The 12,400-nt window shown below is 64.7% G+C and carries 10 protein-coding genes; 4 read left to right on the forward strand and 6 right to left on the reverse strand.

Going from position 1 to position 12,400, the window contains the following annotated elements; all coding sequences use genetic code 11:
- The first annotated feature begins 661 nt into the window (after window positions 1-661).
- Together CHU93_RS01385 and CHU93_RS01390 are read left to right on the forward strand one after the other, a co-directional pair.
- Window positions 662-1,003, forward strand: coding sequence for a helix-turn-helix domain-containing protein (locus CHU93_RS01385; RefSeq protein WP_133064271.1), 342 nt, complete (start codon window positions 662-664; stop codon window positions 1,001-1,003).
- A gap of 5 nt (window positions 1,004-1,008) precedes the next feature.
- Complete coding sequence (locus CHU93_RS01390) at window positions 1,009-2,259, forward strand: type II toxin-antitoxin system HipA family toxin (protein WP_094472426.1); 1,251 nt, start codon at window positions 1,009-1,011, stop codon at window positions 2,257-2,259.
- A gap of 376 nt (window positions 2,260-2,635) precedes the next feature.
- Here CHU93_RS01390 and CHU93_RS01395 read toward each other — a convergent pair whose 3' ends face one another.
- The 5 genes from CHU93_RS01395 to CHU93_RS01415 form a co-directional block, all read right to left on the reverse strand.
- The gene (locus CHU93_RS01395; protein WP_094472427.1) at window positions 2,636-4,066 is read right to left on the reverse strand and encodes an efflux transporter outer membrane subunit; all 1,431 of its coding nucleotides are present in this window, start codon (window positions 4,064-4,066) and stop codon (window positions 2,636-2,638) included.
- A gap of 12 nt (window positions 4,067-4,078) precedes the next feature.
- Window positions 4,079-7,129, reverse strand: a complete 3,051-nt coding sequence (locus tag CHU93_RS01400) for an efflux RND transporter permease subunit (RefSeq protein WP_094472428.1) — start codon at window positions 7,127-7,129, stop codon at window positions 4,079-4,081.
- 29 nt (window positions 7,130-7,158) lie between these two features.
- On the reverse strand, window positions 7,159-8,220 hold the full coding sequence (locus tag CHU93_RS01405) for an efflux RND transporter periplasmic adaptor subunit (RefSeq protein WP_094472429.1): 1,062 nt from the start codon (window positions 8,218-8,220) through the stop codon (window positions 7,159-7,161).
- Between the two features lie 73 nt (window positions 8,221-8,293).
- Entirely contained in the window at window positions 8,294-9,022 is a 729-nt protein-coding gene (locus tag CHU93_RS17445) for a TetR/AcrR family transcriptional regulator (RefSeq protein WP_165768550.1), read from the reverse strand.
- Window positions 9,023-9,338: 316 nt separating this feature from the next.
- Entirely contained in the window at window positions 9,339-9,677 is a 339-nt protein-coding gene (locus tag CHU93_RS01415; RefSeq protein ID WP_094472431.1) for a recombinase family protein, read from the reverse strand.
- Between the two features lie 243 nt (window positions 9,678-9,920).
- Here CHU93_RS01415 and CHU93_RS01420 point away from each other — a divergent pair, with 243 nt between their 5' ends.
- Together CHU93_RS01420 and CHU93_RS01425 are read left to right on the forward strand one after the other, a co-directional pair.
- Window positions 9,921-10,166 carry an AbrB/MazE/SpoVT family DNA-binding domain-containing protein gene (locus CHU93_RS01420; protein ID WP_094472432.1) on the forward strand — a complete coding sequence of 82 codons (246 nt, stop codon included), beginning with the start codon at window positions 9,921-9,923 and terminating at the stop codon, window positions 10,164-10,166.
- Complete coding sequence (locus tag CHU93_RS01425) at window positions 10,163-10,552, forward strand: type II toxin-antitoxin system VapC family toxin (RefSeq protein WP_094472433.1); 390 nt, start codon at window positions 10,163-10,165, stop codon at window positions 10,550-10,552. Before CHU93_RS01420 ends, CHU93_RS01425 begins: the two co-directional genes overlap by 4 nt.
- A 184-nt stretch (window positions 10,553-10,736) precedes the next feature.
- On the opposite strand, the gene CHU93_RS01430 is transcribed toward CHU93_RS01425, so the two are convergent.
- A complete protein-coding gene (locus CHU93_RS01430; protein WP_207759179.1) occupies window positions 10,737-12,293 on the reverse strand; it encodes a hypothetical protein in 1,557 nt (518 codons plus the stop codon).
- Between the last annotated feature and the right edge of the window lie 107 nt (window positions 12,294-12,400).

Here is a 12,400-nt window from a genome sequence, read left to right on the forward strand (position 1 = left end):
CTCTAAGTTGCGGGGAGTGACATCTCTAAGTTGCGCCTACATAAGCCACTGATATAAAACATTGATAACAAAGATTATGTTTAATATTGCTGGTGTACAGAACTCGGCGGTGGATCGTCCGATCTCGCTCCACCGCATACCGCGGTCGTCCGGCTGTCCCGAGATCAACTTTCCGCGCGGAAAGTGCCAGTGGTGTTTACAAGTGTTGCAGCCGGCGCCGCGGTTGCCTGGTGAGGTTCCGAAATCCACTTTCCGCGCGGAAAGTGCGGTGCGGCGGTAGCCTCACCAGGCGTCTGGGAGACCGGTTGAACCGGCGGGATATCAACCGGGTTGTTGGCCAGATTGCTCGAAAATCTTGTTTCCACGCGGAAACTGCCAGTGGTGTTTACGAGCATCGCAACCGGTACTGCGGTTGCCAGCTGGTCCCGGAATCCACTTTCCGCGCGGAAAGTGCGGTCCGGCGGGAGCCTCGCCAGGCGTCTGGGAGACCGGCTGAGCCGGCGAGACATCAACCGGGCCTTTGACCAGATTTCTCGAGAACCCCCGTCACCTCGATATGCGTACGGGCGTAGGCTGGACGTTATGGTATGGCATCAGCGGGGCAATTGGTGACATATCATGCGAAATTGACATAAAAAGCATGATATGGCATGCATTGCCCATGTCCCGCGCGTCAAAAGCCTCCTCTGGCCTGCCCCCTCACAGTCAGCGCGCCCTCGCCCAGCTCGGCAAGGACATCTCGATCGCCCGCCGCCGTCGCAAGCTGCCGCAAAGGCTCATGGCCGAACGGATGCTGGTGTCGGTGCAGACGCTGCAACGTCTTGAAGCGGGTGACCCAACAGTGGGGTTGGCGGTTCTGGCCAGCGCACTTCATGTGTTTGGCATGACACAGCGCCTTGCAGAGCTCGTTGCGCCCGACAGTGACCGCGCCGGCATGAGTGAGGACCTCGCCCGATTGCCCAAGACGACCCATGCCATCAGCCGCGATGAGTTGGATTTCTGAGAGCGATGGCAACCGTTCGCACCTATGTCTTCGTCCACCTCGCCGGCGGACCCGTCCCCGCCGGCTTGCTGACGATGACCGATGAGCCGCGCAACAAGTTTGCCACCTTTGCCTATGGCCGCCGTTACCTCACGCGCCCGGATCGGATTCCGGTCGACCCTGTCGCACTGCCGCTGCACGATTCTGGAACCGAACGCAGTTTCCAGACCGAAGAGGGCTTTGCCGTCTTTGGGGGAATCCGCGACGCAGCTCCCGATGGCTGGGGCCAGTACCTGATGTACAAGGCGATGGGTGATCGCCTTCCAACAGACATTGATCTGATCCTGGCCTCTGGCGACTACCGCGTTGGCGCACTGGCATTCGGGCCGACGCCCGAGCAGCCACAGCGGATCACACCCTGGGGAACAGGTGATGCCCCAGGGGAGCGCTTTACCCTGGAGGAGCTGGCTGATGCCGCCGAGCGGGCCCAACATGTCGACGAGCTCGACGAAAACCTCCGCCGTCTTTTGACCGCTGGTTCGTCGCTTGGCGGCGCACGTCCAAAGGCAGCAACCGAAATCGATGGCCAACAGTGGATTGCCAAGTTTCAGGCGCGGAACGACAGCTTTCCTGAATGCCGGGTCGAGCTGGCCACCATGCGTCTTGCGGAAGCGTGCGGTCTGGATGTGCCGGCGCTGGATTTCAGGCGGGTGCTGGATCGGGACATCTACCTGATCAAAAGGTTCGATCGGGTATCACATGGGAACTGGCTGGAACGAAGGCCGTTTGCATCGGGCTTGACGATGCTGGGCGCTCACGAGAGCGAAGTGAGCCGTTACAGCTATGCCGATCTCGCCGCGGTCCTCCGCCAGCACGCCACTGAGGTTCGCCGAGACCTCCACGAGCTGTTCCGCCGCATGGTGTTCAACATCCTGGTGACCAACGACGATGATCACCTGCGCAACCATGGTTTCCTCTTTGACGGCAAAGGCTGGCGGCTATCACCGCTCTACGATGTAGTCCCCAAGCCACAGGTCGGCCTGGAACGACGACTGGTGCTGGGTGTCGGCCCGGAAGGCAGGGCCGCCACGGTCTCCAACGCCCTCGCTGGCGCCGCTGCTTTTGCTTTGAGAGCCGACGAGGCAGCGGCCATCGTCGAGGACATGCGCGCGCGGGTGGCAAGCGGATGGGAGGAGCAATTCAAGGCCGCCATGGTCAGCACTGCTGACCGCGGACGCTTCGCGACCTGCTTTCGTCTGGCCAACGAGAACGTGTAGCTGATGCGGCAAGCGCATTTTGCGGCCCGAACGAAGGGCGGCGCGATCGCCGACGACCAAAGGGATCATCGCCATTGGCGCCTTTTGGGCCGTAGGCGGACAGACAGCTTGCGGGTTGCGATCGAAGATAGCGGCCTTCGCTCGGCCCACCGCCATTGCGGCCGCTGCTGACCCAATGCACGCCGTTGGCGGTGCTGCTCGCGGATCACCAATTCTGGCAACTCCAGCCATTCCGACCAATTTGCTAGATTTGAAATCAGGAGCTGGCGCTTCCGGAAAATCCTGGACGCTTCAGTTTTCTGAAGCGCAAGGCTGCGGTCTGGTACGATCTCGCTTCTGATCAAGTCCATGGCTCTGGTCGGTCTGACAGATCGCCTCAGCGTGATCGGGTCATGAGGTCCTCGCCGCGCCATCCGGCGCCGAGCGCGAGATTGGCGTTCGCCCAGGCATCGCGCTCGCTGGCCTCTGCGGCGGTGTGCGCAGCCTGTGCGGCGAGGTAATCGGCCTCGGCTTGGGCGCGTTCAAACGGGCTGGACAAGCCGGATCGGCTGCGGGAGCGCGCGGCGGCCACCGCGATGTCCGCCGCCCGCAGCGCCGCGCGCGCGGCCTCAGCGCTGCGGCGTGCGCTCAACCAGCCATCAACGGCTCCGTCGGCCTCCTCGACGGCCGCCAGCAGGGTCTGTTGCCAGGTGGCGGCAGCCGCTTCGCTGCCCGCGTCGGCCGCAGCGATCCCGGCCTTGACCCGGCCGAGATTGAAGATGCCCCAGTTCAGCGACGGGCCGATGGCAAATCGGAACGCACCGGGCTTGCCGAGATCGGCCGGCGTTGCGGCCAGCCCGGCCGACGCCCCCAGCGACAGGCTGGGATAGAGTGCGGCGCGCGATGCACCGGCCCGTTCGAACGCGGCCAGCAACTGCTGTTCGGCGCGCTGCACATCGGGGCGCATGCGCAGCAAGACGCGTGGATCATGAACCGTCAGCGTTGCCGGGGTCAGCGTCTGCGTCGCCATGGCCGCGCCGTCGCTGACGAAGGCAATCGGATCCCGTGCTGTCAGCACCGCCAGCCGGCGCAGGGCATTGCGCTGCGCCAGATCGAGCGCCGGACGTTCGGCGGCGGCTGTGCTGCGCACCTGTTCCAGCGTCGCGACATCGGCCACGGTGCCGCCGCCGCGTGTCACCCGCAGCCGTGCCATCGCGATCAGCTGGTCCAGCGCCTCCAGTCGCTGATCGATCACTGCGGCCAGCTGCCGGTTGCGCCCCAGATCGAGCCAAGCCCGCACAACCTGCGCCGCAACCGCCGCTTCGACCTGCCGGCGCTGCCATCGAGCCGCCTGCGCATCGGCCAGCGCCGCCCGCGCTGCCTTGGCGCGGCCGCCGACAAAATCGATCTCCCACGCCAGTTCAGCGCCGATGCTGGCGATGGTCATGTCGGGAAAGGCCTCCGGCGTCCGGAAGATCGGCGGCTGGGTTGCCGACGGCTCCCGCAGGCGCTGCACACCGGCCGACACACCGCCCTGTGGCAGGCGTTGTGCCCGCGCCTCGCGGGCCAGGGCACTGGCTGCCTTCAGATTGGCATCGGCGGCGGCCAGTTCGAAATTGGCGGCCTGGGCCTCTGCAACGAGGCGATCAAGATCGGCCGAGCCAAAGGCCGTCCACCAGTCGAAGCGCAATTCGCCACTGGCCACCGCCGGGTCGCTGGCGCTCCAGTTGGCCGAGGGCGGCGCCGGCACTGGCCTGGGCGGCGGGGCACCGGCACATCCGGCCAGCAGCGCGCCAAGCGCAAATGTTGCAAACAGGGATCGGGTCACGGTCAGTCTCCGTCAGGCTGCGGCCGCCGCCTGCCGTTCGCGGAACAGCAGCGCATAGAGGGCAGGGATGAGGACAAGTGTGATGAGGGTGCCAAGCGCCAGGCCACCAATCATGGCAGCGCCCATCGGCCGCCACAGATCGCCGCCGAACAGATAGAGCGGCACCAGCCCCATGATGCAGGCCAGCTTGGTCATCACGATCGGGCGCAGGCGCACGGCGGCGGCGGTTGCCACGGCTTCGTTCAGCGCCAGGCCGGCATTGCGCTCTTCCTGGATGCGCTCCAGCAGCAGCACAGCGTTGTTGACGATGATGCCGGCCAGCGCGAGCAGCCCCAGCGTGGCCGTGAAGCTCATCGCCTCGCCGCTCAGCTTCAGGCCCAGCGAGGCACCGATCAGCACGAAGGGGATCGAGGCCATGATGATCGCCGTCTTGCGGACCGAACCGAACTGCCACAGGAACAGCGCCGCCATGCCCAGCAGTGCGACCGGGAAATAGCGTTCGATGCCCTCGTTGGAGATGCGGCTCTCCTCGATCTCGCCGCCCAGTTCGATGGCGTGGCCCGGGGCCAGCGCCAGCCGCTCGACGGTGGGGGCGACGTGATCGACGATCTCCTGCGAAGCCAGCACCGGGTGGCGGGCCGACACCGTGATCACCGGGCTCTGGTTGCGCCGCGTCAGCACGCTCGGCTGGCTGGCCAGGCGCACGCGGGCGATCTGGCCCAGCGGCACGCTGCCTTCGGCACCGAACACCGGCAGCGCCGCCAGCTGTTCCGGTGCCGTACGCGCTTCTTCGGGTGCGCGCAGCACCACCGGCACCAGCACATCGCCCTGGCGAAGCACGGTGACCGGCAGGCCGGCGGTGGCAGATTCCAGGCTGCGGGCCACGGCGCTTGCCGACACGCCGGCCGCCATGGCCCTTGCGTGATCGATGTCGACCACCAGCCGGGTGACGCGGCCTTCGGCATCGTCGCGGATGTCGGCAATGCCGGGGACGCCCGCCAGCGCCTGCTTCAGCGCCGTTGCAGCGCGCTCAAGCTCGCCGCGGTCGGGGCCGACAATGCGATACACGGCGGTTCCGGCTTCGGAAGCACCAAGCGAAAAGCGCTTGGGCTCGATCAGGGCCTCGGGAAAGCGCACCCCCAGAGTCACGCGCAGCTTGGCCAGCGCCGCTTCACTGTCGGCATCCTTGGCGAGGTTCACCACTGCATAGATGCGGTGCGGCGCCGGCGCCGGCGGGTTAAGGCCCAGGATGAAGCGCGGGCTGCCGTCGTTCACATAGATCGCGTTGCTGACAAGTTCGGGAAAGCGCCTCTTGTCGGCCAAAACGGCGGACATGTCCGAAGCCAGCCGATAGCTCGCCCGCGTCGATGCACCCGCCGGCAGTTCGACCGGGATTTGCAGTTGGGGCCGCGCCGAGGCGGCCAGCAGTTGTGGCGGGATGGTGGCAAAGATCGCTAGGGACGCGAGCAGCAGCCCCGCCATCGCAGCCACCACCGTGCGCGGCCGGCCCACGATGAAGCCGACCCGGCCTTCATACCAGCGCCGCACGCGGGCCAGCCAACCCTTGTTATCATGCGAGGCGTCATGCGCCCCGGCATATTGGCGTGACATCAGCGGCGTGACGGTCAGCGCCAGGAACAGCGAAAGCAGCAGGGTGATGGCCATCACAATTGCAAGGCTGCGCATATATTCGGCGGTGTCGCTGGTGCCGGCCGCCAGCGGGGCAAAGGCAAAGATGATGGCCAGGCTGGAGGTGAGCAGCGGCGCTGCCATGCTGCGGCCGGCCGCGTCGGCGGCCACATCGGCGGCTTCGCCCTCGGCCAGCCGCCGCTGATAATCCTCCACCACCACGATGCCGTTGTCGACGAACAGGCCCAGCGAAATGATGATCGCCGCGATCGAGACCATGTGAAGCTCGATGCCGATGAGGCGCATGATGATCAGCGTGCCCATCACGGTGAGTGGCACGATCACGCCGGTCACCAGGCCGGCACGCCAGCCGAGGAACATCACCACCACCAGCATCACCACCGCCACGGTTTCGAGGAAGGTCTGGCCAACCTTGAACAGGTCCTTGGCCACCACTTGGCTCTGATCGGTGATTGTGGTCAGTTTCATGCCGGCCGGCAGCGCCTGTTCCACCTCGGCAACGCGGGCATCGAGCCGCTCGGCGAAGGACAGCACATTCAGACCACTGCGCATCGACACGCCCAGCACCACGGCGGGCTGGCCATTGACGACGACCGCCGTCTGCGGCGGATCGGCCGGAGCCTGGGTAATGCGGCCGAGCGAGGCGAGCGGCAGGCTGCGGCCACCGGGCAGCGGGATCTGCACGCCAGCCAGCGCCGCAACGCCGGCCAGGTCGCCGCTCGGCTCCAGCGCCAGCAGTCGCCGGCCGGTGTCGATCTCGCCTGCGGCTGCCACGATGTTGCGTTCGGCCAGAATGCTGGCCACCCTGTCGAACGACAGGCCGGCCGCCGCCAGCTTCACCGGCGCCAGATCGACGAACACGCGTTCCTCGCGCACACCGTGCAGCGATATCCGCTCGACACCGTCCACCGTTTGCAGGCGGTCGCGGGCGATGCGTGCCCAATCCTGCAATTGGCCGGCGCTGTAACCCTTGCCGGTGAGCGCCAGGCTACGCACCGCCACGCGGGCGAATTCGTCGTTGATGACGATCGGGCTGATGCCTTCGGGCAATTGCCCGCGCACTTCGTCCATCTTCACGCGCACGCGCTGCCAGATGGCCGGCAACCGGCTCGCGGCCGTGCCATCGTGCAATGTGACCGAGATGAACACCGAACCGGGCCGCACGACCGTTTCGATGGTCTTGACCTCGGCAACCTCGCGCAGGCGCTCTTCGATCGGCTTGGCGACAAGCTGTTCAGTGCGCTCGCTGGTGGCGCCGGGCAAATTGGCTTCCACCGTGGCGGCACGGACCTGCACAAACGGCTCTTCGGTGGCGGGGAAATCCAGCAGCGCGGCCAGCCCTGACAGGAACAGGGCGATCGCAGCCACAATGGTGAACCGGCTCCGGCGGAGCGCAGCAGCGGTGATCGACATGGGAGGATCCTTGCTGGGCAACGCCGGCGTCAGCGCGCGGTGAGATGGGGGCGGACTCGCAGGCCCGCCTGGAGGAATTCGCCGCCGGCCGCGACGACCAGGTCACCGGCCGCCAGCCGGCCCCGGACAAGGGCGCTGGGGCCAGCAAGGCCTAGCAGTTGCACCGGCACATCGTGCAGGCGGTTGTCGGCGCCGACGACGCGGATGGTCTGGCGGCCATCGCGGCCTTCGAGAACGGCGGACTGCGGAACGCGTGCCGACGCAGTCTGCGTGGCAGCCGGCAACAGCAGTTCCACAATCGCCCCCGGCGCCGGCGCGCCGGCGATAACCACGAAGGTGGCATCGCGGCCACCAGCACCATTGTCCCGCGTGCTGATCCCGGCGAGCCGTGCGGTGCCAGTGGTGCCATCATGGTGGAAGCTGATCGTCGCGCCTTGCCGCAACCGGGCGGCCACGTCTGCCGGCAGTGCCGCGCTGATCAGGCGATCACCCTGGCCCTCAATCTCGAACGCCGGTGCGCCCGGCGCCAGAATCGCCGACAGCATGGCCGGCCGCGCCGCAACCACGCCGGCCGATGGCGCGCGCAGCAGGGCCAACGTCTTGTCCCGCCGGGCCTCGCTGGCCTGCACATTGGCGAGGCTTTGGGCGGCACGCGCCGTCGCCGCCTCGGCGCGGGCGGCATCGAGCTCGGCCGCCGAGGCGGTGCCATCGGCCACCAATTGCGCCACGCGCTCGGCATTGCGCGCGCGTTCAGCCGCCGTCGCCGCCGCACGGGCCGCTTCGGCCAGTGCCGCGCTTACCCGAAGGTCGAGCGGCACGCTGTCGAGGCGCGCCAGCACCTGACCGGCAGCAACGCGATCACCGACATCGGCCAGCAGCGCGACGACACGCCCGCCCTGTTCGGCAGACACGATATGGGTCTGCGCCGAGCGCACCGTGCCGACGACCATGTTGGCGGCAGCCGTAGCGGGTTCGGCGCGACTGACCAGCACGGTGCGCACCGGCGCCAGGACTGGCGTGTCGGCGGCATCCGAGCAGGCCTGAAGCGCCAGCGCGCCAACCATCAGATGAATAAGCGAGGCCTTACTCATTTTATACTCCTGTGCAATCCTTGGGCAGCGTGAAACTGCCCACCGTTGGGGGTTTATCGCTTCGTCAGGGGGTTTAGATGGGCGGAACTGCAACCGGTGCCAGCGCTTGCACGATGAACTGGTCTGCTGCCACAATCAAATCTTCGGTTTCGCTCAGCCCGAAGGCAAAGCGGCCGGTCATGCCATCGAACAGCGACACGATGATGCGTGCGGCGACCTCCGGGACAAAGTCGGCCCGCAGCTCGCCCTTGGCCTGATAGCGCGCGATCACCGCACCGATCTCCCGGACAAGATGGTCGTCGGCTGCCTTGACCACGGCGGCGATGGTCGGATTGCGCGCCGCCTCGGCCAGGATTTCCAACCGCAGGCGGCTGTCATGGGCAACGTCGCGATTGGCCGTCACCATCCGGGTGGTGATTTCGAGGCCTTGCCGGAAGCTGGGCGCCTCCTCAACAATCCTGATGAGTTCGAGATCGCCCGCCAGTTCCTCCTCGATCAGCGCCCTGACCAGATCATCCTTGGTCGGGAAATACTGGTAGAGATTGGCCACGCTCACCTTCGCCTCGGCGCTGATTTCGGCGGTCGTGGCGGCATGAAAGCCCTTGCGCAGAAAGCAGACCCGCGCGCCGGCCAGGATCTGATCACGCCGCAATGAGCGCGCTTCCTCGTTGACCGGACGGCCAATGTGCGTCGTTTTTGCTGCCTCTTTCATATCGACATACATAAGCGTTTGCTCACTTATGTCAACCATTGAATAGCCGATTGTGTAAGAGGCAAACTCATGCGCCTGAATCAAAGCCATTTGATCCTCAGCCAACCCAGTGAGGACTGCCCTGCCGTCACGTTCCGATAGCGGAACGCAAGCCGTGAGGGCACAGCTGCACTCACTTTGCCGAAGCGTAGAAGCTGGCATTGAGCAGATGTATTCACCGCCATGCCGATCTCTGTACTCGGTTCGATAGTCGGAGCTCCCCGCGACGACGTCCCAAGCGGACATCCCGCTCCCCACCGGTCGTCTTCGTCGAAACCGCCTGAATGAATGGCGGGTTCTGGGTTGTTCCATCGTTCTCGCCAACGTCCGGAATGGGGGCGCTAAGCCGACGGTAGGCCGGGCCTTGTCAGCTAATTGGCCCCGTCCGCGCCAAAGTTCGATAGACCGTCGGCCGAGACACCTTGAACAGCTCCGACAGGTCGCTGATGGAATAATCCCCTGTGTCATACATGCGCCGCAGCTCTTTCTGCTGCTTCTCCGACAGTTTGGGCTGCTTGCCCTTCAGCTTCCCCTTGGCCCTGGCCACCGCCATGCCTTCCCGGGTGCGCATGCGGATGAGGTCGCTCTCGAACTCGGCGAAAGTGGCTAGGATGTTGAAGAACATCTTGCCCATGGGGTCGAGCGGGTCATGAACCGTGCTGCCAATTTGCAGCTTCACCCCCCTGCCCCTCAGGCCGTCAGGCATGCTGTCATCCGGATGTCCGATTGAGGATCCCTTTCGGACAAGCTGCGGCAAGGCGCCATCGCTGTTGCGAGAGGTAGGTGCTCTGGCAAAAATGTGGCGTTGAGTCGCTTTTTGACGGTTGCGACACACAAACCTCTATGTGGTCCGATTGATAATTTGTGTCGCAATTTGCATTTTGTTGAATTTCAGGAGCACTCCGGCTAGATTGCCCCCTCGACCAACACAGCAGCAGTCGGAGCCCGTATGACAGTTCAGGTCAACATCACGCCCAATGGTCGGATGAGCCTCCCGGCGGACATCCGCAAGCGGCTCGGGCTCGTCGGCGGCGGCGCAGTCTATCTGGATGAGACGCCGGATTGTCTCGTGCTACGAACAGCCGCACAGGCTGTTGCCCGCGCTCAGGCTTTGGCGAAGCAGTACACCGAAGGGAACCCAGACGCGTCGGTCGAGGCGTTCCTGGCCAAGCGCCGCGAGGACAGCGGAGAGTGAGCGAGATCGTACTGGACGCCTCCGCCCTCATTGCCATGCTGAAAGGTGAGAAGGGCGCTGATAAAGTTGCCGCCGCCATAGCAGACGCCCGGATCTGCACGATCAACTACGCTGAGGTGGTCACCCACTTCATCCATCTTGGCATGCCAGAGCGTGAGGTCGACGCGATGCTCGATCCGTTGCCAATGACGATCGTGCCGACCGATAAGGCCTTGGCGCAAATGGCCGGGCGATTGCGGGCGGTCACAGCCGATCACGGGCTATCGCTCGGCGACCGCTTCTGTCTTGCGCTGGCGCAGCGTGACGGTCTTCCGGCATGGACCAGTGACCGGAGCTGGAAGGCGGTAGCCGATGCCGCCAAAACCAAGGTCGTCGCTATTCGATGATGCTCAGCAGGCGAGGGAAGGGCGGTCGTCGGCCGATCCGAACTTTGGGCGATCCTCTGGGACTTGCGCCCCTATAAACCTGCCTGGCAGATTCGACGCATATCTCGCCGAAACGCGACATTCAGGAAACGACCCCGGAGCTGCCATTCGCGGTCTGCTGTTTTGGCGAAGGCTGACTTTGCATTCAGCTCGCGCCGATCCTTCCGATTGCAAGGCGAAGGTCGCTCCGAATTGCTTCCACTGCTCGCTCAATCTGGTCGATCCGGTCCAAAACCAGATTCTTTTCCTCCTCTCTCGCTTCGATCAGCATCAAGGCGCGCGCGAGCGGGGCAGACAGACTGGCCAGAACCGCACGCTCATCCCTATTGATCAATGTCTCGTCCCTGCGTCTGCCGACCGCGAGCCATCCGTGCACCTGTCCCGTCTCTCCACTGGCTTGCAGCGGGAAGATGAGGGGGAAGAGGGGATCGTCGGGATCGACCAGATAGTCTTGCGGCCCCGGATCCCATGCGTGGGTTGCAGCCCATATGCCGACCGCGTCACCGGCAATCCCATGCGCCCGGAAAATCTGGCGTCCGTCCGAAGATAGAATTGCAGCCTTCTCAGCATATGCGGAATAGCAGATCCGGCTGAGCGCGGTTTCGAGCAACTCTTCGCGCGTATCGACGTAACTCATGTCTCTGATGACATGGGGTAAATCGTCCCGCAGGCTGATGAGACGCGCCTGAAATCGCTTTTCCGACCAGTGCACCAGCCGCTCGTGAAGCGGGCCCATGGACAGCGACGCGAACGCCGCTCCAACGCCATATGACAACCCGCCCACCTCTTCGCCCAGCAACCGCGGACCGGCGAAAGTGGCAGCTCGCTCGACGAGAAATGAACCGATCGCGAGAAAGGCGGTGGTCGCGACATAGGTCGACGTGCGGCCGATGATGAGATCGACATCGTAAAGCCGGAAGCGCAGCAGCGCGACCAGAATGCCAAGCGGAATGAAGATCGGGCCTCCGGTGCTCAATGCCGTGTTGGCAAGCCGCAGCGATCCATGCAGGGCATTGAAGGCCTCACCCGGGAAAGCTGCAGCGATGGCGACATAAGCCCAGTCGGCAACCAGACCGCAGGCCCAACACAGCGCGCAAAGTGCAAGACCCAGCATGACCCAGCGGAATTGCTGCCGCATCGTGTCATCGTCTACGGAGCGGTATTTCTGCATCATCTGCCAGAGCGCGGCGGCGATCACCGCAATTTGCAGGATCGGCCAGATCACGTCCTCGCCCAGCACGTCCGAGGCTGCCAGCCACCAGACGAGGAATGCCAAAAGGCCGACCATGACCGACACAGGGCTGCGGTAGCGCCCGTCGGGAAACGCCAGCAGGGCATTGAACAAAATGCCGGCCAAAATGGCAGTAAGGACGGTGTAGGCACCAAATACCACTGGGCCAAGCGTCGTGTAATCGGGCAGGAAGAAGTTCGGTAACAGCAGGCTCAGCGCCAACATCTGCGGCACGACGGCGGTGCGCTTTCGGAGCAAGATCACACCCACGAAGAAGAAGGTGAGACCGTGCGTGATCGAGATCGCAACAGCGAAGCTGCGCCCCGAGTCCTGATCCATCAGACCGCCGAAGAAAGTCCTGTAATTCTCTTGGGAGCGGACGAAGGCCGCGGTGTTGATCGTTCCGTCCGGGTGCCTCGTCTCAACCAAAACCTCGCTGCCGTGCGGTCTTTTGGCGAGGATGCTAGCCACCTGCGCTTGATCGACACCCTTGAGCGCCGCGCCATCGATCCGCATGACGATGTCCGCGTGCCGCAGGATTGTGTTGAAAAACTCGGCCTTGCAACGGCGCTAAAGTA

It is taken from the genome of Sandarakinorhabdus cyanobacteriorum (assembly GCF_002251755.1).
GTDB lineage: Bacteria > Pseudomonadota > Alphaproteobacteria > Sphingomonadales > Sphingomonadaceae > Sandarakinorhabdus > Sandarakinorhabdus cyanobacteriorum.